19 protein-coding genes are annotated in these 19,681 nt (G+C 46.7%); 12 read left to right on the top strand and 7 right to left on the bottom strand.

Annotated features, from left to right (window positions below; genetic code table 11):
* The first annotated feature begins 36 nt into the window (after positions 1 to 36).
* The 4 genes from KNO78_RS04300 to KNO78_RS04285 all read left to right on the top strand — a co-directional run bounded on the left by KNO78_RS04300 (position 37) and on the right by KNO78_RS04285 (position 3,341).
* The gene (locus KNO78_RS04300; protein ID WP_214690869.1) at positions 37 to 1,455 is read left to right on the top strand and encodes an alanine/glycine:cation symporter family protein; all 1,419 of its coding nucleotides are present in this window, start codon (positions 37 to 39) and stop codon (positions 1,453 to 1,455) included.
* Between the two features lie 109 nt (positions 1,456 to 1,564).
* Entirely contained in the window at positions 1,565 to 2,386 is an 822-nt protein-coding gene (locus KNO78_RS04295; RefSeq protein WP_196430760.1) for a YihY/virulence factor BrkB family protein, read from the top strand.
* A gap of 79 nt (positions 2,387 to 2,465) precedes the next feature.
* Entirely contained in the window at positions 2,466 to 3,020 is a 555-nt protein-coding gene (locus KNO78_RS04290) for a hypothetical protein (protein ID WP_214690870.1), read from the top strand.
* Positions 3,021 to 3,035: 15 nt separating this feature from the next.
* Positions 3,036 to 3,341 (top strand): hypothetical protein, encoded by a 306-nt coding sequence (locus KNO78_RS04285; RefSeq protein ID WP_214690871.1) that lies wholly within the window; start codon positions 3,036 to 3,038, stop codon positions 3,339 to 3,341.
* Positions 3,342 to 3,390: 49 nt separating this feature from the next.
* On the opposite strand, the gene putP is transcribed toward KNO78_RS04285, so the two are convergent.
* Both putP and KNO78_RS04275 read right to left on the bottom strand, forming a co-directional pair.
* The gene (gene putP / locus KNO78_RS04280) at positions 3,391 to 4,872 is read right to left on the bottom strand and encodes a sodium/proline symporter PutP (RefSeq protein ID WP_078146955.1); all 1,482 of its coding nucleotides are present in this window, start codon (positions 4,870 to 4,872) and stop codon (positions 3,391 to 3,393) included.
* A 345-nt stretch (positions 4,873 to 5,217) separates the two neighbouring features.
* Positions 5,218 to 6,189 carry a D-alanyl-D-alanine carboxypeptidase family protein gene (locus tag KNO78_RS04275; RefSeq protein WP_074036977.1) on the bottom strand — a complete coding sequence of 324 codons (972 nt, stop codon included), beginning with the start codon at positions 6,187 to 6,189 and terminating at the stop codon, positions 5,218 to 5,220.
* Between the two features lie 199 nt (positions 6,190 to 6,388).
* Here KNO78_RS04275 and KNO78_RS04270 point away from each other — a divergent pair, with 199 nt between their 5' ends.
* From KNO78_RS04270 to KNO78_RS04250, 5 genes are all read left to right on the top strand, one after another.
* Complete coding sequence (locus KNO78_RS04270; protein ID WP_214690872.1) at positions 6,389 to 7,921, top strand: FAD-dependent oxidoreductase; 1,533 nt, start codon at positions 6,389 to 6,391, stop codon at positions 7,919 to 7,921.
* A gap of 74 nt (positions 7,922 to 7,995) precedes the next feature.
* Positions 7,996 to 9,468 carry a carboxypeptidase M32 gene (locus KNO78_RS04265; RefSeq protein ID WP_214690873.1) on the top strand — a complete coding sequence of 491 codons (1,473 nt, stop codon included), beginning with the start codon at positions 7,996 to 7,998 and terminating at the stop codon, positions 9,466 to 9,468.
* Entirely contained in the window at positions 9,465 to 10,172 is a 708-nt protein-coding gene (locus KNO78_RS04260; protein WP_214690874.1) for a glycerophosphodiester phosphodiesterase, read from the top strand. Before KNO78_RS04265 ends, KNO78_RS04260 begins: the two co-directional genes overlap by 4 nt.
* A gap of 249 nt (positions 10,173 to 10,421) precedes the next feature.
* Complete coding sequence (locus KNO78_RS04255) at positions 10,422 to 11,219, top strand: DUF4397 domain-containing protein (RefSeq protein WP_012726359.1); 798 nt, start codon at positions 10,422 to 10,424, stop codon at positions 11,217 to 11,219.
* Positions 11,164 to 11,808 carry a class F sortase gene (locus KNO78_RS04250; RefSeq protein ID WP_251125240.1) on the top strand — a complete coding sequence of 215 codons (645 nt, stop codon included), beginning with the start codon at positions 11,164 to 11,166 and terminating at the stop codon, positions 11,806 to 11,808. The genes KNO78_RS04255 and KNO78_RS04250 overlap by 56 nt, the downstream gene beginning before the upstream one ends.
* 87 nt (positions 11,809 to 11,895) lie before the next feature.
* On the opposite strand, the gene KNO78_RS04245 is transcribed toward KNO78_RS04250, so the two are convergent.
* Both KNO78_RS04245 and KNO78_RS04240 read right to left on the bottom strand, forming a co-directional pair.
* The gene (locus KNO78_RS04245) at positions 11,896 to 12,333 is read right to left on the bottom strand and encodes a MarR family winged helix-turn-helix transcriptional regulator (RefSeq protein WP_012726357.1); all 438 of its coding nucleotides are present in this window, start codon (positions 12,331 to 12,333) and stop codon (positions 11,896 to 11,898) included.
* Positions 12,334 to 12,421: 88 nt separating this feature from the next.
* Positions 12,422 to 13,480 (bottom strand): GTP pyrophosphokinase, encoded by a 1,059-nt coding sequence (locus KNO78_RS04240; RefSeq protein ID WP_240499823.1) that lies wholly within the window; start codon positions 13,478 to 13,480, stop codon positions 12,422 to 12,424.
* A gap of 96 nt (positions 13,481 to 13,576) precedes the next feature.
* Between KNO78_RS04240 and KNO78_RS04235 the strand changes: the two genes are divergently transcribed.
* Entirely contained in the window at positions 13,577 to 13,801 is a 225-nt protein-coding gene (locus tag KNO78_RS04235; RefSeq protein WP_214690875.1) for a hypothetical protein, read from the top strand.
* A gap of 79 nt (positions 13,802 to 13,880) precedes the next feature.
* Complete coding sequence (locus KNO78_RS04230) at positions 13,881 to 14,201, top strand: YflT domain-containing protein (RefSeq protein WP_031423645.1); 321 nt, start codon at positions 13,881 to 13,883, stop codon at positions 14,199 to 14,201.
* Positions 14,202 to 14,230: 29 nt separating this feature from the next.
* Here the strand turns inward: KNO78_RS04230 and KNO78_RS04225 are convergent, their stop codons facing one another.
* Complete coding sequence (locus tag KNO78_RS04225) at positions 14,231 to 15,268, bottom strand: SDR family oxidoreductase (RefSeq protein WP_214690876.1); 1,038 nt, start codon at positions 15,266 to 15,268, stop codon at positions 14,231 to 14,233.
* 189 nt (positions 15,269 to 15,457) lie between these two features.
* Between KNO78_RS04225 and KNO78_RS04220 the strand changes: the two genes are divergently transcribed.
* Positions 15,458 to 16,753, top strand: coding sequence for a glutamine synthetase family protein (locus KNO78_RS04220; protein WP_047795294.1), 1,296 nt, complete (start codon positions 15,458 to 15,460; stop codon positions 16,751 to 16,753).
* A 41-nt stretch (positions 16,754 to 16,794) separates the two neighbouring features.
* On the opposite strand, the gene KNO78_RS04215 is transcribed toward KNO78_RS04220, so the two are convergent.
* A complete protein-coding gene (locus KNO78_RS04215) occupies positions 16,795 to 18,288 on the bottom strand; it encodes a peptide MFS transporter (protein ID WP_214690877.1) in 1,494 nt (497 codons plus the stop codon).
* 143 nt (positions 18,289 to 18,431) lie between these two features.
* Positions 18,432 to 19,676 carry an MDR family MFS transporter gene (locus KNO78_RS04210; protein ID WP_031423648.1) on the bottom strand — a complete coding sequence of 415 codons (1,245 nt, stop codon included), beginning with the start codon at positions 19,674 to 19,676 and terminating at the stop codon, positions 18,432 to 18,434.
* Positions 19,677 to 19,681 lie beyond the last annotated feature (5 nt).

Below are 19,681 nucleotides of genomic sequence, written 5' to 3'. Positions count from 1 at the left end.
GACCGGGTAAAAACCCGATAAAAGGAGGCGATTTCGTTGGATATTCGTGAACTGATTATGCAAATCAATGACTATTTATGGTCGTACCTTCTCATCTTCGTATTGATTGCAGGAGGTCTTTATTTTACGATTCGGATGGGGTTCGTTCAATTTCGAATGTTACCGGAAATGTTTAAACTCTTATTCGTGAAAGGAATCAAGCATGAGAAAGGACAGGTCTCATCTTTCCAAGCGTTCGCCATCGGAACGGCTGCCCGTGTCGGTACGGGGAACATCGCCGGCGTATCGACGGCCATTGCCTTAGGAGGTCCCGGGGCAGTATTTTGGATGTGGCTCATCGCCTTGATCGGAGCAGCTTCGGCGTTTGTTGAAAGTACGCTCGCCCAGGTGTATAAAGTGCATGACGGCAAGGCGTGGCGCGGTGGTCCGGCGTACTATATTGAGCGGGCTCTCGGTGCACGCTGGTTAGGCATCGTATTTGCTATTTTGATTACGTTCGCGTTCGGTTTTGCGTTTAACTCCGTCCAGGCGAATACAATCGCACTCTCCGTGAATAACGTATTTGAGATCGATACGGTCTGGGTCGGCATCATCTTGTCCGTTGTCACCGCTATCGTCATCTTCGGTGGGATTCGTTCCATCTCGACCTTATCGGGAATCATTGTACCAATCATGGCGGGCGGTTATATCTTACTTGCCATTTGGGTCGTCCTTACGAATCTTGATGTCGTGCCACAGGTGTTCTCCGCCATCTTCTCTGAAGGTGTCCTCGGTTTCCAACAGTTGTTCGGTGGTGCGGTCGGTGCAGCCGTCCTCCAAGGAATTCGACGTGGTCTCTTCTCGAACGAGGCAGGTATGGGGTCTGCCCCGAACGCCGCAGCTACCGCTGAGGTGAGTCACCCGGTCAAGCAAGGATTGATTCAATCGCTTAGCGTATTCGTCGACACCTTGTTCATCTGTACCGCAACGGCGATGATTGTCCTCATTTCAGGAGTGGAAGGCTCTGAAGCTTTCCAAGGGATTGAGTTTGCCCAAGAGGCGCTTCTCGTTGAAATCGGACCGATTGCGACGACTCTCATGACTGTCGCCATCTTACTTTTTGCCTTCAGTTCGATTTTGGCCAATTATTATTATGGAGAGACGAACATCGAGTTCATATCTGAGAAGAAGCGATATTTGATAATCTATCGGATTGCTGTTGTCGGGATGGTCATGTTCGGGTCGGTGCGATCTGCGGGACTCGTCTGGTCGATTGCCGACATCTTTATGGGCTTGATGGCACTCGTCAACATGTATGCGATTTTCCGATTGAGTAAAGTTGCCAAGACACTCCTCGACGACTATATGGTCCAAAAGAAAGAAGGAAGAGACCCGGAATTCTTTAAAGATGGTGTCGAACTTCCTGGTAAAGAACATATTGAAGCGTGGGAAACAAAGAAAGAAGAAATTAGTTGAAGGATCATCAATCAATGGGACGTCCCTGGCAAACAGGGGCTTCCTCTTCATTTTGAACTTATTATTTCAAATACCGCATTATATTATAAAAAGAAAGTAGAGAGTATCGATGAAACAAGTATTTTTGACAATCGTCAAGCGATTTTTTACTGAACGTTTTTTTGATCAAGCGGCCATGTTAGCCTATTATTTCATTTTATCTACGTTCCCGTTCTTATTATTCGTATTAGGTATTGTTGGATTTTTACCGTTTACGAGTGGCGATGTGATTCAAGCGTTATCACTCATCATGCCTGAAGCCAGTTACAAGCTATTAGAAGGGAACATTGAAGCCGTATTCGACAACTCCAAATTGAAATTGGCATCATTCAGTATCTTACCAGCACTCTGGATCTCATCGATGGCCGTACAATCTCTCGTGCGGGCATTGAACGATGCCTACCGGGCTGTTCGTAATAAAGCCTTTTGGAGGGGCGTCTTACAGGATATCGCCATCACCTTGGCGCTCATGTTTGTGTTGCCATTTTCATTGCTCGTCCCTGTGATTGAGACGGCACTTCGAGAAATCTCTTCATACGTGTTGTTCATCGATGAGATTGTCACGACATATGCGCAGATTTGGTTTTACTTCAGATGGATCATCGGAACAGGTCTTCTATTCACTGTATTCGTATTTGTATATAAGTGGTTGCCAAGTGTGTCCGGAACATTTAAAAATAGTTGGGCCGGAGCCGCTTTTGCAACAGTAGGGATTCTGCTTGTCTCGAACGTGTTTAGTTACTATTCACAATTCGCAAATTACGAGCAGTTTTATGGTCAACTCGGTGCGTTCATCGTCTTATTGATTTGGTTCTATCTCGCTGCCTCTGTCATCTTGCTTGGTGGGCTGTTGAATGCGACGTTAATCGAGAGGAAAGAAAAACTTCGTTAGACGTGTAATTGCTAGTTATCATTCGAAAGAATAGGGAATGGTATCGTAAGGTCACATCATCAAAGCGGAGGTGGGAAACATGGATATGCAACGGCTCGTACACAATCGTCGTTTCATCGATCAATCATTGTTTTACCTCGCCTTACATCTATGGAAATGGATCCTACTGTTACCTGTCTTGTTCTATTTGGACGTATCGTTCCGACATTCGCCATTCTCTGAGTACTTGATTGTCAGTATCATCTTGTATCTCATGTTTCGTGTGATTCAATATGTGATAGCTAGCCGAGCTTCTCTCATGGAATTAGTAGAGTTCGCGTATGGGGTGCTATCACTTGTTCTTGTCTTCTCGTTCATGATGGAAATCGGCGCGCCACCGATCGCTGTCGCAATAGTTGGAGCTGCATACTTGAGCCATCCGATGCTTTCTCTACATCACTATCAAAACTTTTCAGAGCGCAAATGGTTGAACAAACAGTTTCAATTATTTAGCCCGATGCTTCGCAAGGGTGAGGTACCGGTTCATGTCCTCGTGTTGACGGAAGATGAAATTGTGATTACTGTAGAAAGTGGAAAAGAGTTTACGTATCGTCATATTTACTGGGGCGGTTTTTATGTAGAAAATCCTTCCTAAAAGGTGGTTACTCAGTTGTTTAGTGGATTTGATAATGTGATTGTCATCGTATTCTGGATTGCAACATTCATCGTTTTCTTTAAAGGCGCCTATGATATGTGGCGTGAATACCGAACGTCGAAAGAAAAATCAGTATTGTACTTTTTAATCGTACTGATTCTCACATGGTTTTGGTTCAATCCATACGAATTGGTCGCATTGCATCCGTTCGTACTAATGGCGTACTATTGGAACCGAAATCGGTGGATGCGAAACGCAATGTTCGTGTTGGTTCTCGTACCGTTTGTGATTCGTGTCTGGTTAATCGCAGCATCGATGTAAAACAAAAAACTCGGTCCCTTTATAGGGAACCGAGTTTTTGTGTGAATCGTTACTCTTTCTTCGCAGCTGCCAATTCAGCTTCCATTTCACCGAATTCACGGTTGATGCGTTTTTGTTCTTTCTGGCTAGTAAAGTTACTGACAAGCACGATTGCCAACATACTCAAGAAGAAGCCAGGTACCATTTCATAAAGGACTGTCGAAAGTCCAGTGACGATCCAGAGAATGACGGTAATGGCACCGACGAGGATACCAGCGAGGGCACCTTGACGCGTCATCTTGCTCCAGTAAAGTGACAAGAGGATTGCTGGTCCAAATGCAGAACCGAATCCAGCCCATGCATATCCGACGAGTGTGAGGATTGTACTTGATGGGTTGAGTGACATGAGCGTCGCTACAACTCCTACTAGCAAGACACCAACACGTCCGGCAAGGACCATCGTCTTCTCACTTGCATCTTTGTTGAAGAATTTACGATAGAAGTCTTCTGTCAATGCAGATGATGTGACGAGCAATTGCGACGATACCGTCGACATGACCGCAGCAAGGATGGCTGCCAATAAGAAACCAGTGATGAACGGGTGGAACAAGACTTCAGAGAATTGAATGAAGACTGTTTCCGGGTCCCCGAGTGGATTTCCTTGTCCTCGGAAATAAGCGATTCCGACGAACCCTGTCATGACGGCACCGATTATAGATACTGTCATCCAGCTCATCCCGATACGACGAGCCGTTTTCAATGATTTCACATCACGGATTGCCATAAAGCGAACAATGATGTGTGGCTGACCGAAGTAACCAAGTCCCCAAGCGAGGAGACCGATAATCCCGAGTGTCGTCGTCCCTTTAAAGAGGTCGAACAAATCGGCATTGATTGTCGTTGCAGAGTTGACAGCAGTGTCTACTCCACCGATATCTGTTAAAGCGACGAATGGTACGAGCACGAGCGCCAAGAACATGATGACACCTTGTGCGAAGTCCGTCCAACTAACTGCCGTGAATCCACCGAAGAGGGTGTATAAGATGACGACACTAATTGTGACAATGACACCTGTCTGATAATTTAATCCGAATGAGCTTTCAAACAACTTCCCGCCGGATACAAGTCCAGCTGACGTGTAGAACGTGAAGAAGATGATGATGACGGATGCAGAAAGGATCCGTAGCCAGTTCGAGTGATCTCGGAACCGATTCTCTAAGAAGTCTGGAATCGTAATCGAATCGTTCGCCATCTCTGTGAAGACGCGAAGTCGTGGAGCAACTAACAAGTAGTTCAAGTAAGCTCCGATGACCAATCCAACGGCTAACCAAATTGCTGATAGTCCAGTTGCATACATTGCACCCGGTAGTCCCATTAACATCCAACCACTCATATCCGAAGCTCCGGCTGACATGGCTGTAACGCCTGGCCCCATTTTACGGCCACCTAACATATAATCTGATGAATCGGTCGTTCGTTTATACGCAACATATCCGATAAGAAGCATCATCACGAGATAAAGCGCGATTGATACCCATTCTTGCCATAGCATTGAATTACCTCCTATTAAGTTAAAAGATCTATTTAATCAACTCGTTCGCGATTGTGTGAAGACATCACACAGTTAAAAACAAAAGTTGAAAATGCGAACTTGTGCTTTACCTTACAGAACCTTTGAAATGATTGCAAACTGACACTTTTTCATAAAAACGGCTCTAAAGCCCATTATACCAACGGATGAAGGCTAAAATTTTCAGATAAAAAGTTTAAATATTCTGAATATTTGAAATGCTGAGGACTTTCCTGTGTAACATGAATGTAATATTTATGGGAAAATTTTCAGAAAACATATTTTTAATCATAAGAAAAAGAGCATCTTTGAATGCTCTTTACTTCTTTATTTGAATGCTATTTCTTCAACGAGTCGCATAGTCGGGAATGTTTGTCCAGACTTCGCCTGCATCGTAACCAAGATATAAGTTTCGGTATTATGTTTCATGATGAATACCATGGTATATCCGGATTCGTCCGTATAACCCGTCTTCGTGGCGGTCACAAACTTGGAGTAGTTGACACTTCGTTCATTAACCGATGAACCGAGGTGATACCACCAACGACGTTTGCCGTTACCGTCTTTATCTTTAAATTCGGCTTTAAATTCATAAGTCCCGGCAATTTCAATCAACTCCGGGTATGTACTGAATGCGAAGGCGATTTTAGCCATGTCGTTCGCCGTCGTATAATGATTCGGATCCGAGTAGCCATGCGCATTTACGAAATGCGTTCCAGTCAATCCTAAAACCTTTGCTCGATCATTCATCAATTGAACGAAGGCCTCGGTCGACCCGCTCGTGTATTCCGCAAGGCTGTTCGCAGCATCGTTTCCGGATTCAAGTAGCGTGGCGTAAAGTGCTTGACGAACTGTCAATGTATCCCCGATGGCAAGATGCGCGATATGGCTGTCCCATGGAATATCGAGTGTCGACTGTTGAATCGTAATGATTGGTTGGTCGAGTTCATTCGCTGCAGATGCCTTCTCATAAGCAAGCAGTGCCGTCATCAATTTGGTCGTACTGGCTGGAAACACACGATCATTGGCGTTTTTATCGATTAATATCTCTTGTTTGGTCACATTGACGAAAGTTAGTGCACCAACAGAGATTTCCTCATCCGAAATCATCTTCGTCTCACTCGGACTCCATGAACCCATGTCGATATCCGGGAAAAGCGGACCTGTCTTCAGCGGTTCAGCTTTTGGTGTGGACGCTTCTGCTAATGTCGGTGCTTCTTTATCTTGTTTAAATCCGACCAACGTCGGGATCAGTGCGATGATTCCGAGTAAAACGACCGCGGCAATCATTCTTCGCATGATGTACGTTCTTCTTCGGTGTCTCCTTCTACGGGTCAACAAAAGTCCCTCCTTTTTTGGTTACTCTATAAACATAATAGAAAACGCTCTTTTTTTTCGCTAATAAAATAAAGAACTAGGTCAATGATTGATCGGCGATGAAAGAACTGCGTTTCGGGTATAAGGGTAAAGATGTCACTTTTAGAGAGGAGGATGCATCATGCATCGTTATCCGTTCACGAACTCCATTTGGCGTCAACATGATACTGGGACGCCGTACCCATCCCTTTCCGTTTCGGAATCGACCGAAGTCGTCGTCATCGGGGCAGGGATTGCGGGACTCGTCTGCGCCTATGAACTCCAAAAGCGAGGGAAACAAGTGACGCTTCTAGAAGCGTTAGAGATTGGACATGGGACGACGGGACATACGACGGCAAAATGTTCCGTTCAACATGGGACGATTTATCAAAAGTTGATTCGTCATTTTGATGAGTCCATCGCTCGTTTATATTACGAGTTCAACTCAGAAGCGCTCATCTATCTAAAAAAACAAATTGAAGAAGGGTTTGACTGCGATTACGCGAATGAACAATCGTTTCTTTACTCTAGGGAACCGAACGAAGAACTTACTAAAGAACTGGATGCGTATCGTCGTTTGAAGATTGACGGAGGAGAAGCGACGGAAGAAGTGAGAAAGGCTCTCCCGTTCTCGATCGAGCAGGCGTTGGTGATCCATGACCAAGCTCAATTCCATCCCGTGAAATACTTACGTGAATTAGCTGAACGTTTTGTTCGTCTCGGAGGAAAGATTTATGAAAATTCTAGAGCGACGGAAGTGAGTCAGGGACCACGTCCAGTAGTCACTACATCTAACGGTAGAAGGGTACAGGGAAATCAAGTCGTGATTGCGACCCACTATCCATTCAATGACCTGCGCGGGTTGTACGTGTCGAAGTTTTCAATCGAAAGATCGTATATCGTTGCCTGCGAAGTGGAGAGTCGACCACTCAGAGGGATGTATTTAGAGGTTGGACAGCAAAATCGCTCGTTTCGATCCTATAGTGAAAACGGAAAAAGCTATTTACTAGTTGGAGGTGAGGGGCATACCGCTGGGCAAGTCACAGATACGCGTCTACGATATGATCGATTGGAGAATGACGCACAGGCACATTTTGGAACGCATCGGGCATCTCATAGGTGGTCGTCCCAAGATCTTATCACCTTAGATGGACTTCCTTACGTAGGGCAAATGTTCAAGAGAGAACCAGATCTCTTTGTGGCGACTGGATTTTCGAAATGGGGGATGACGAACGGAATCGCTGCCGGCACCATGCTCGCTGATCAACTCACAGGTCGTCCGAACCGATTCGTCAATCTGGTCTCACCGCTCCGTCAAACGGTTAAATCTAGTGATATCAGTGCATTTCTTAAAACGAACTTAGATACTGTCACTCAATTTGCGAAAGGGACAGTCGATCGGCTACTTGAACGAAAAGATGTAAAAGACCTACAGCTAGACGAGGGTGGAGTCGTGCAAGTTGATGGCAAGACGAGTGGCGTTTATCGAGATTTGGATAACCAATGCCATGTCGTCAACCTGACCTGTACGCACCTCGGCTGTACAGTGAAATGGAACAATGCCGAGCGGTCATGGGATTGTCCATGCCACGGTTCTCGTTTCGATGCAAAAGGCAACGTCTTAGAAGGTCCTGCCACAAAACCACTTTCCTACAGTAAGCGAGAAGATTTGTAAACTGGTGTAGGCAAAGGTTGACAGCTATAATAAAGTAGAAAGAGAACAGAATAACACATAGGGGTGAAAGACAGATGGAAGTAACAAAAGAATGGCGTGAACATTTTAAACAACTGCGTGCCTTCGATGAAGCAATCTCTCTCTTATATTGGGACATGCGTACACAAATGCCTGAACAGTCGGCACCGCTCCGGGCAGAGACAATCGGTTATTTGTCGACCGAGGCATTCAAACGACAGACGAGCGAGTCGTTCGCTTCATTGCTGGAACGGATGGCGGATGAAGAGGGTCTATCTGACATTGAAGCGCGTTCACTTGAAGTCGCGAAGACGCAATACGAACGGAATGCCAAGATTCCGCATGATGAGTATCAAGCTTACGTAACGCTCGTCTCAGAAGCTGAGACGGCGTGGGAAAAAGCGAAAGATCAGGATGATTGGGACGCGTTCGCTCCATACCTTAATAAGATTATCGGATTCCAGCAAAAATTTGCGGAATATTTCGGTTATGAGAAACATCCGTACGATGCATTGCTCTATGATTTCGAACCGGGCATGACGGTCGAGCTCTTAGACGAATTGTTCGCCTCGCTCCGAGACGAACTCGTTCCTCTTATTCAGCAGCTACCAAAAGAATCACTCTCTATGGACTGGTCGATGCTGGCGGATGTTCAAGAAACCATTTGTCATGACTGGATGAATGTCGTCGCTTACGATTTATCACGTGGTCGATTGGATGCGACAGTGCATCCGTTCGAAATCACCATCAACCGCCGCGACGTCCGGATTACGACGAAGTATGATGAAGCAGATTTCAGAAATGCACTGTTTGGTACGATGCATGAAGCGGGGCACGCGACGTATGAGCAGCAAATCGACCCGATGCTCGATGAACTCGGACTAGGCGGCGGTGCGTCGATGGGGATTCATGAGTCCCAGTCGCTCTTCTTTGAGAACTTCATCGGACGAAGCGAAGCGTTCTTGCATCGCGTCTATCCGAAACTACAATCGCTTCATCCTGCATACGCTGCGATCGACTTCGACACTTTCTATCGAGGTGTGAATGAAGCGAAACCATCTCTTATTCGGATCGAGGCTGACGAATTGACATACAGTCTACACATCATCATCCGCTATGAGCTCGAGAAGGCACTCATCCAAGGGACGTTGTCCGTCGATGAGCTTCCTGCAGCATGGAATGAAAAGTATAAAGAATATCTCGGACTCGATGTTCCGTCAAATGCTAAAGGAGTCCTTCAAGACGTCCATTGGGCAGGCGGTTCATTCGGATACTTCCCGAGCTATGCCCTGGGGTTAATTTATGCGGCTCAGTTGACGGAAACGTTGAAATCAGCCCTTCCGGAATTTGAGACGTTGATTGCAGAAGGCGAAATCGAACCAATCAAAGCGTGGCTACAGGAGAACGTTCATCAATATGGAAAACGTCTCACACCGAACGAACTCATTCAACAAGTGACAGGTCAAGCCATTTCGGTCCAACCACTCGTTCGATATTTGACCAAAAAATATCAGACAGTTGCCAAATGAAACGATTTGCACATCGTGGCGTGATGGCACATCGGCCGGAGAATACGATGTCGGCATTCAAGCTCGCACTCGAGGCCGGGGCAGACGGAATCGAGACGGATGTTCACATGACAAAGGACGGTGTCCTCGTTCTCATCCATGACGAGACGCTCGAGCGGACGACTGACGGAAGAGGGCAAGTTTCACTCTATACCTATGATGAGCTCAGACAGTTCAATGCTGGAGTCCGTCATGGTCTAGAAGAACACATCCCTACGCTCGAGGACCTGTTCGACCTTGTGAATGAGGAATCGGTCATTTTGAACTTAGAGGTGAAGACGGATGTCCTACGATATGAAGGAATTGAATCTCGCATCATCGATACGATCGAGTCCGCCGGGATTCATGAGTCCCGCATTCTCTTTTCCTCATTCAATCACGAAACCATTCACCGATTGAAACAGATGCGACCGGATATCGAGGCGGCCATTCTGCTTGCACAGCCGCTTTATGACATTTCAGGATATCTTCGATTCGTCGGAGCGGATTCGGTCCATCCGCACATCGATCGCATCACAGACGAAGAAGTACGCTCCTTGCAACATCGAGGGATTCCAATCAGACCATATACGATTAAAACACAACACCAACTGGAGCGTTGTTTAGCGCTTCAAGTCGATGCCGTCTTTGTCAATGATATCGAATGGGCAAACAAAACCACTTAGTCGCAGACTGAGTGGTTTTATATTTGGGTGGAAGGGAACTACATTTTATGTAAAGGTAGCGCTTTCGTCCGTTAGCATATCGGAGCACATTCAGGGCATAGTGTCCCCTTTACGTCATTGTCGGATTGTCTTAAGTTTAAGATGTCACCGAGCTACATAGCAATCAGATGTAGCACACCATGTAGCACTGCATCACATTTGTTGTATGCAAGTCGTGGGTTACCAAAGATCAAAAGGAGGAAATTTCACATGAAGAAGTTGATGTCTTTACTGGGTACTCTAGCACTGGCTTTCGCTTTCGTCTTACCGGTTAGCGCGGATGGACATGAAAATGCGATGGTCCGTGTGCTACATGCTTCACCTGATGCACCGGCAGTTGACGTGTACGTGGATGGGGAAGTCGCGGTCGAGGGAGCAGAATTCAAGGATCTCACAGACTACTTGACACTTCCTGCAGGGGATTACAACGTTGAAATCAAGCCGGCAGGTGACGCTGAAACAGTCGTCGTCGCAGCAGACCTCTCAATTGAGGCAGGCAAGTTCTATACAGCCGCTGCGATCGGTCAACTTGAAAACATCGAAATCGCTGCAATGGAAGACGATGCAAACTTTGAAGATGGTAAATCGAAAGTTCGTGTCGCTCACTTCGCACCAGATGCACCAGCGGTTGATGTCGCACCTAAAGGTGGCGACCCACTCTTCTCAAACCTCGAGTTCAAAGCAGTAAGTGATTACGGCACACTCGATGCTGGAACGTATGACCTTGAAGTACGCCCGGCTGGAGCGACTGACGTTGTCAAAGCACTTGACGGTGTCGCACTCGAAGGTGGCAAAAACTATACAGCATTCGCAATCGGACTCCTTGAAGGAGAACCAGCGTTTGAAGTCCTTCTCGCCGCTGATGGTGGGGAAATGGCGATGGCTCCTGAAACAGGACAAGGTGGTCTTGCTCAAACAGCTTCAATGAACTGGTTGCTCGCAGCAGCAGTGGTTGGAGCGGCAGCAGCTGGATTCTACGTCTTTCGTCGTCAGAAGCAAGACGCTTAAACTGATTTTCTTAGGAACAATCACATTTCTCGTATGGAGCGCTCAAGCGGAAGCTCCTGACAAACCGTTCGTGATGCCAACGGCTGAATTTGCCGAACCGCAGGTCTTGACCTCGAAGCAGGTAGATCGACAAACGTTTCATTCGAACAGTTTCGTCCCTGCCCGGCTGATCATTCCCTCAATCGATGTTGATACATCGATTGAAGCGGTCGGGAAGGATGAGGCCGGAAGAATGGACACACCGTCTGACGTGAATCAAGTCGGTTGGTATCAATACGGAGCCAAAGCAGGCGCAACGGGGAATGTCGTCCTATCGGGTCATCTAGATGATCTGAATGGTCCAGCTATCTTTGCGAATCTGGATCAACTTCCGATCGGAGAACTGGTGACGCTCCAACGGAAAGACCAAGTCGCAACGTATGAAGTGGTCAGTGTGAAACAGTATCGCCTCGAGCAAGTGCCGCTCGCTTCCATTTTTGCGGCGACTCAGTCAAAGCGGATTCAATTGATCACTTGTGCAGGACCGTATGACGAGAATCTTGGGTATCGGGACCGGATCGTGGTCACGGCACACCTGATTGAAACGTAAAGATGAAGAGATGCTGACCGATGGGTCGCATCTCTTTTTTTCGCAAAAAATAGCCCTTCACCTTTACGGTGAAGGGCTATAGTCGGATTAAGCATCCATACGATCTAATAATTTTGAAAGTAAAATAAGTTCGTCATCTGAAAAATCAGTGAAGACATCCATCAAATATTCAATCTTCATGCTCTCTAATGTCTCAAACAACTCACGACCTTCATCCGTTGCCTGAAGTTCAACGACACGGCGGTCACGCTCGCTGCGTTCGCGAGAAATCAACCCTTTTTTCGTCAACTCATCGGCAAGCGCAGTGATCATCGAAGCTGAAAATTGAAACTCATTTGACAGAGCAGAGGCGATTTGAGGACTCTGTTGACAAAGAGAACGTAGAATGAAGAATTCATTGCGGGTTAAATACTGTGAGAACATCGAACGGAGATTTTTTTTCACTCCACGATAGTTCATCCGGATTCCACGTTCAGCGTCTGCGACGAGCTGTCGACGTGAAGCGGTCTGTACGGGTGTTGTCATCCTCGAAACTACCTCCTAGCGATAATATTATTCATATATACTTCAGAACATAGAAACATTCTACATTAAAAACATGTTGTCTGTAAAGTTATAGGGGCTCGTCTTTTGCTCGAATTTGCTGAATGATGTCTTCATAATGTTTCAAGTCAGGATAGAACCGTCTAAAGAAAAATTCAATCTGCGGATCGTCGCCTTCCGCTAACAGTTTAGCGAGAACGGCATAGACGACACCCATGCCTTGTCTCGGTAACAGAGAAGATGGCAACAAGGTTGCGCATTGGACGGCTTGAGTATAGTAAGTCGAAAGTGTGTCATTCAAATCTTTGAACGTACGGATATCGGCGTAATGGAACATTCTCGTCAACTCGACGATGGCAGAGAGATCCGTCTCGAGTAGCCATTCGCTCTGGAAGATCGCGTTGTCTAGTTTCTCGACAGTTTGATCATTCGCAATATAATAGTTGAGATTATCTCGGGTAATGGCCACTTTTTCAGGAGAGTCAAGAATTTGTTCGACTGTTTCTTGTTCGAATGTTCGCAACTGTTTTCGAATGTTCACGAACTCGGAGTCGGCAATCTCCAATAGACCAGCGACCCGGCTGAAACTTCTTTTGATTTCAGGAGGAACGGCATTCGGATTTTTGTATCCGAGGTCGTGTTCAATCTCGGCCCAGGCGTGTTGTAGGATCGAGCGGACTTGAATTTCCGCCTCTTTTTCTGCAAAACGGCGATATTCACCGAGAGCAAGTCGCTTTTCACTTAATTCCACGACATAATGGACAGACAGATATCCGAACTCATTGGAGTCGAGCAACGTCGACTTATCGATGGACTGTTCACGGTCGATGGTGAATTCATCTTCTAAAATTTGCGCAACGGCGCGTACGTCGTCATGAAAGTATGTCACGATCCGTATCCCGGCCAAGTCTTGTACGTCACGTAAGGAACGATATTGATAAGGCTTGCGTGAGAGTTTGGCATATAGACTGTCCGCTTCTTTGGCACGGGCGACGATTGAATGGAACTGGATGCCGGCTTCTGTCAACAATTCACTGAGGAGCGCTTTCAGCTTTGTGGCAAACGCTTCATAGTCTTCTTTCTCATTCAAATATTCAAGCATGATTGTATTTAAGTCTTGTTTTGGCACAGAACTCACTCCTTTTCTCTATCCATAGTATAGCATCACATGTCAGAAACGATATGATAGCATATATAAGGAGTGAAATAGAAAGAGGTGTGATGGATGCATACATTCCGTTCAGGTGAGATAGAAAAAATCGAGATTATCGCCGGATTGTTACAACAAGCTGGATATCGCATATCTCGTATCCGCACTGTCGATTCCCAGTTCGTAGTGACCGCTCGATTAGAGGGTAGGACTCAAAGGGAAGGAGAGCACAATCGAATCGAGGGAATCGTGCAACATTTCGACATCGAAGAATGGATCACGAACGAAGAAATAGATTGATTGCATGTTTATCACCTCATTTTTCGGGAATAACAAAAACAGTGAAAACCATGACTGTGAACGTTTAGGAGGATGGGGCATGTTAGAGACAAGAGTAGTGAATGATATGACGACGGTGGACCATGAAGTAAATGAGATGGTGTCAGGCGGATGTGTGAACGAGCATATCTATTTGTTCGCCAAAGATGAAGAATTGACCGTTCGATTGGCAGCAGAGGCCGGTGTACAACCATACCGAATCCCAGAGAAAGGGATGTTCGAGTCGTTGCTTTCCAAATTCACGAGCAATTCAGAAGATCGCATGGAACAGATGGAGAGTCTTGGACTCACAAAAGAGATGGTAGATTCACTCGAACGTGAAATCAAAGGCGGTAAAATCGTACTTGTTTGCGATAAATAAAAAATGGACCGGAAAAATCGGTCCATTTTTTATTTTGCTTTGTAATAGGCATTCACGATGCGACGTAACGATTGATGATTGAGACGGAGCGGAGCGAATCCGGCATCCTGAAGCAATTGTTTCGTGTTGTCGTCACGGAATCTAATGTCCCGATTCAAATAAGGATTAAATACTTTTACCATATCATTGAACGACTGTTCGACTGAGCTTAGTGTCGATGTTGGCGTTTCCGTGATCGTTAAATGCGGGAATGCTAGGGACTCTTTCATATAGTCGAGCATTGTTTCATTTTTTGGAGGTGCGTCGTTCGTCACGTTATAGATTGTACCCGCCTTCGCGTGCTCGATGGCAGCGAGTAGTACATCCGCTACATAATCCACAGGGACAAGGTTAGAAGTACCCGTCGCAGAGCCGATCAATCGAATCGATTCGAAGTCATGGCCACGACGTTCCAGTTTCCGTTTGAATAGCTCGAGCGCGCGCATGTATCCATACATCGTAAACTTCGAGTCTGCCTCTCCCGTCTTCGAGTCTCCGACGATGATGGCCGGTCGGAAGATTGAGACGTCAAGCTCATCCCGTGACTCCCAGACCGCCTGCTCGGCGTATGCCTTGCTCTCTTCATAAGGATTTAAAAAAGACTGAGACACATCGTACAGTGTTTCCCCGCCAACTTCTTTAGCGCCGAGCGTGTAAGCCGTACTCACATGGAAAAAGCGATGGCAGTCAATTAACTTAGTTAATCGAAGGGCCTCTTTCGTTCCGGTTAAATTGGTCTCGAACAATTCATCACGTAATTCTTCATCGAATTTGACGAGTGCAGCCATGTGTAGAAATAAATCAATTTTCCCTTTATGTGTCTCGATGAACTCTTCATTGGCCCCGAGCGCATGTGACGTCAAGTCGCCTGGTAACACTTCAATCGACTTTTGTTCTTCAGCGGTGAATTGTGCCTGTACCTTATCCGGTGTTCGCGCCAACATACAGACGCGATGCCCCCGTTGAATCAATTCTTTGGCGAGTCGCCCTCCTAAAAATCCGGTTCCACCAGTCATAAAAATATACAATCGCGTTCTCCCTCTCTGTGACATTCTTTACCCATCATATCAACTCTTGTCGCATGTAGCCACTTTGCCTTTCCTGAAATTCCATGTTTAGAAAAAATCGAACTCGGTTATGAACTATAGAGAAGCGTACGAACGGTGCGTAAAGACAGCTTGCCTGTCAAATCCATTGAAGTGAGGTTTTAACGAATCATGGCAAATCTATTCGGAACAGACAAGGATGACGCAAAAAAGAAGCAACAAGATATTGAGAAAACGGTACAAGAGAAAAACATCACCCAAATCCATCTATATTTCTCAGATGTTCTCGGTGATTTAAAACTCTTGACGCTTTCGGCAAAATTGTTGCCTGAAGTCTTTGAGGGAAAAACGATGTTTGACGGTTCTTCAATCAACGGGTTCTCTTCCATCAAAAACTCAGACTTATTCTTGAGACCGGATTTAGATCGTCCACGGTATGAGCAAGACGGCGAGGAAAATATTTTGGCATTCTTCTGTGATGTATGTACTCCGGAGGGAGAGCGATATGAATACGACCCACGTAATGTATTGAAGGATGCACTCGAACGTGCAGCACGTGATGGCTACTCGGTATTCGTCGGGGCAGAGCCAGAATTCTTCATTTTTGACGAGAACGGGGAATTTTATGACGAGGCCGGATATTTCTCGACACGTTCAGAGGATAAAGGATATGAAGTGCGACAGCACATCGCGAATCGTCTCAGCGGTGTCGGGTTCAACATTGAGGCAGTGCACCATGAGGTCGCCCCTGCGCAACATGAAATCGGCATCAAGTATGATGACGCACTCCATACAGCGGATAACATTCAGTTCTTCAAAGAAATCGTCAAGATTGCGGCGAAGGAGAAAGGGGCATCCGTCTCATTCTTGCCGAAACCGTTGCGTGATGTGAACGGTTCTGGGATGCACTTGAACATCTCTGTCTGGAAGAATGATGAGTCTGGAAATCCGACGACCAACGCGTTCGACGAAGTCGATGCGGATTACGGATTGTCGAAAACGGCACGTCATTTCATCGAAGGGATTTTGAAGCATGCCCGTGCCACGGCAATCTTCACGAATCCACTACCTGAATCATACGAGCGTCTCGTTCCTGGATTCGAGGCACCTGTCAATATATGCTGGAGCCCATCGAACCGCAGTTCGATGATTCGAATTCCGGCTTCCCGTGGAAGTGCGACTCGTGTAGAGGTCCGAAACCCTGATCCGAGTGCGAACCCATATTTGGCACTTGCCGCGCTCATTTATGCCGGACTTGAAGGAATCGAGCAACAGCTCGTTCCGTCTTCTCCAAACGAGGACGACTTGTTCGAGTATTCAGCGAAGCAAATCGAGAGCCAAGGAATCGCATCACTGCCTGCGACATTCCATGAATCGATTCAGTCACTGAAACAAGACAACTTCCATGACTACTTTAACCACAATATGATCGATCGCTACTTGTCGCTCATTCAAGTGCGAAAATAAAAATGACGCCAGCCGATTCAATCGGCTGGCGTTTTAGATGATTAATGGATACCACGCATATACACTTTGATTTTCGGTGCAAGTGCGAACAGAATCAAGCTTAAGATGATGGCGACGCCACCAATCACGCCGAAGTAGAGCATCTCGTTCTCAGGTGTGTAGAACTTGACCAGCTGTGCGTTGATCCCTTGCGCCGCAGCGTTCGATAAGAACCAGAGCGACATCGTTTGAGCGGAGAAGGCAGCTGGTGCGAGTTTAGTCGTAGCCGACAACCCGACCGGTGACAAACTTAGTTCTCCGAGAACGACGATGAAATAACTTAAGACGAGCCAGAGTGGGCTGACGAGGGCATCCGGACCACTGAAGTATGCTGGGAGCAGGATGACCAAGAAACTGATTCCGGCAAATAAGATCCCGAAAGCAAACTTCGTCGGAATGCTCGGTTCGCGGTCACCAAGTCGGACCCATAACCAAGCGAAGACCGGCGCCAGTAAGATGATGAACAGTGGGTTCAGTGATTGGAACCATGCTGGTGACAACGTGAATCCAAAGAACTCTAAGTCAGTCCGTGTATCAGCATAGCTCGCCAAAATCGTTGCACCCTGCTCTTGGATCGCCCAGAACATGACGGAGGCGATGAAGAGCGGAATGTAGGCGATGATTCGCGAGCGCTCGACCTCAGTCGTTTTCGGGCTGCGATACATGATGATGAAGTAAATCGTCGGGATCGCAATACCGAACACCCCGACAAGTGAGATGAACGTATTGATCGTGAACCATCCTAGTGGAATCAAAATTGCAAGCAAAATGGCAATTCCGATGGTGACAATGCTGACGATTTTTACCGTTTTCTTTTTCTCATCAGGCGTCAACGGATTCGGTACATACGAACCAGCTAAGCCGAGGTTCGTTTTTCGTGTCAATACGAAGACGACGAGTCCAACGAACATCCCGATTGCCGCGAGCGCAAAGCCCCAGTGGAATCCATAGTCTTTTTGCACTTGACCGACGATGAGTGGTGAAATGAATGCCCCTAAGTTGATACCCATGTAGAAGATACTGAATCCAGCGTCACGACGGCGATCCGTCTCGCTGTACATGTCTCCGACGATACTTGATACGTTTGGTTTCAATAATCCGGTACCAATGACGATCAACGCCATCGAGATGAACAAGAAGACGACGCTACCTGGAATCGAGAGGACGATGTGTCCGAGCATGATGAACACACCACCGTAGAAGACCGCGCGAGACGTCCCGAAAATCCGGTCTGCAAGCCATCCCCCAATGACCCCAGACATATAAACAAGCGCGCCATAGACGGACATGATTGAGAGTGCGACGTTTCGGTCTAGACCGAGTCCTCCCTCAGAGACTTCATAGTACATATAGAATACGAGGATGGCCCGCATGCCATAGTACGAGAAACGTTCCCAAAACTCAGTGAAGAATAAAGTGAACAACCCTTTCGGTTGTCCGAAGAAGCCTTTTTGTGGAACACTGTCCACGATTGTCTGTTTATCGATCCTTTCCATGAAAGATCCCTCCTTAACCGTTTTATCATAAAAAGGATTATTATGATTGTAAAGTGAATTGAATGATAATTTCAAATTTTAATAAAGATGAAAAGAATGAAAAGACCACACTTCCGAAATCAGAGAGTGTGGTCAATGAGCGGTTAAGCCGTCTTTTGCTTTGCTTCCGTTGCTTGGACATGACGTCCGAGCTGCCAATAGATGATGCCTGATAAACAACTCGCTCCACCGATGAGGATCAAAGCGATGTGTCCGGCACGATTGTCAAAAAAGACACTTGCGATGATTGGTGCCGTGACACCGCCGATCAGCCATTGGATACTCGCTGCACCGTTATAGGCACCACGCATATTCTCCGGTGCGATCAAGGCGATGAATGTCTGCTGAACAGGGGACATGATCATCTCACCTAACGTATAAAACGCATATACGGCGAGTAAGATCCCGACGAGTGGCACGTAAGGGGTATCGAGTGCGAACAAGGCTCTAGGCACAATCGCAAGCAAGATCATACCGATACCAAATACGGTCGCTCCTGCTAACATGACCTTACCGAACGGCTTGTTCCCGAGTTTTGAAGCAATCGGGAACTGGAAAAGAACTACCATGATTCCATTCAGTGCTAACAGATACGGAAATGGGTTCTGTTGTGCGGTATACGTCGGGAGCGATTCTTTTAAAAAGAGTGGTAGCATGCTCTCGACGACGGAGAATCCCATTGATATGAATATACCCGCAAAGATGAAGACGAGAAACACGCGATCGTTATAAAAGACGCGCAACACTTCCCGGTTGCTTGGAGTCTCATCTTCCGTAAACTCGGGCAACGACTCATGTATGAACGTGCCGAGCGCAATCGCATATAGTCCAAAGACGAATGCCGCCGCAAAGAAGATGAGCTCGCGGTCGATGAACAGCACCGCACTACCAAGAAGTGGACCGAATGCAGCGCCGATGTTATGTCCCATCCGTAAAAGTCCGAACGCTTCGTTCATATGCTCTGGCTCCGTGACATCGGCGACCATCGCGCTTGCGGCAGGGTGGAAGAGCGAGTTCGTCAGTCCGAGCATCGCGTTCAATAAAAGAAGCGGCCAGAACGAGTCGGCGAACGCAAATCCGATGAGGGCAAGTGCGTCCCCAATGATTGCGATCATCATGATTGGTTTTCGACCATACAGGTCTGCTAGACGTCCTCCGATCATCGAACCGAGGAGCGCCATGATTGGGCCAGTCGCCATGATGATTCCGACTTGAAGGTAGCTATCTAACTGGTCACTATAGTAGAGAACAAGGAATGGGGCAATCATGAACATCATAATTCCCGTAATCGTTTCCCCTAAAAAACGAATCCAAATGTTGCGGTCGAGCCGCTTGAGTGATTGAAACATACAGG

Origin of the sequence: Exiguobacterium sp. s132, from assembly GCF_018617235.1 — a bacterium.
GTDB lineage: Bacteria > Bacillota > Bacilli > Exiguobacteriales > Exiguobacteriaceae > Exiguobacterium > Exiguobacterium profundum.
This window is presented reverse-complemented; position numbering and strand designations above follow the sequence as displayed.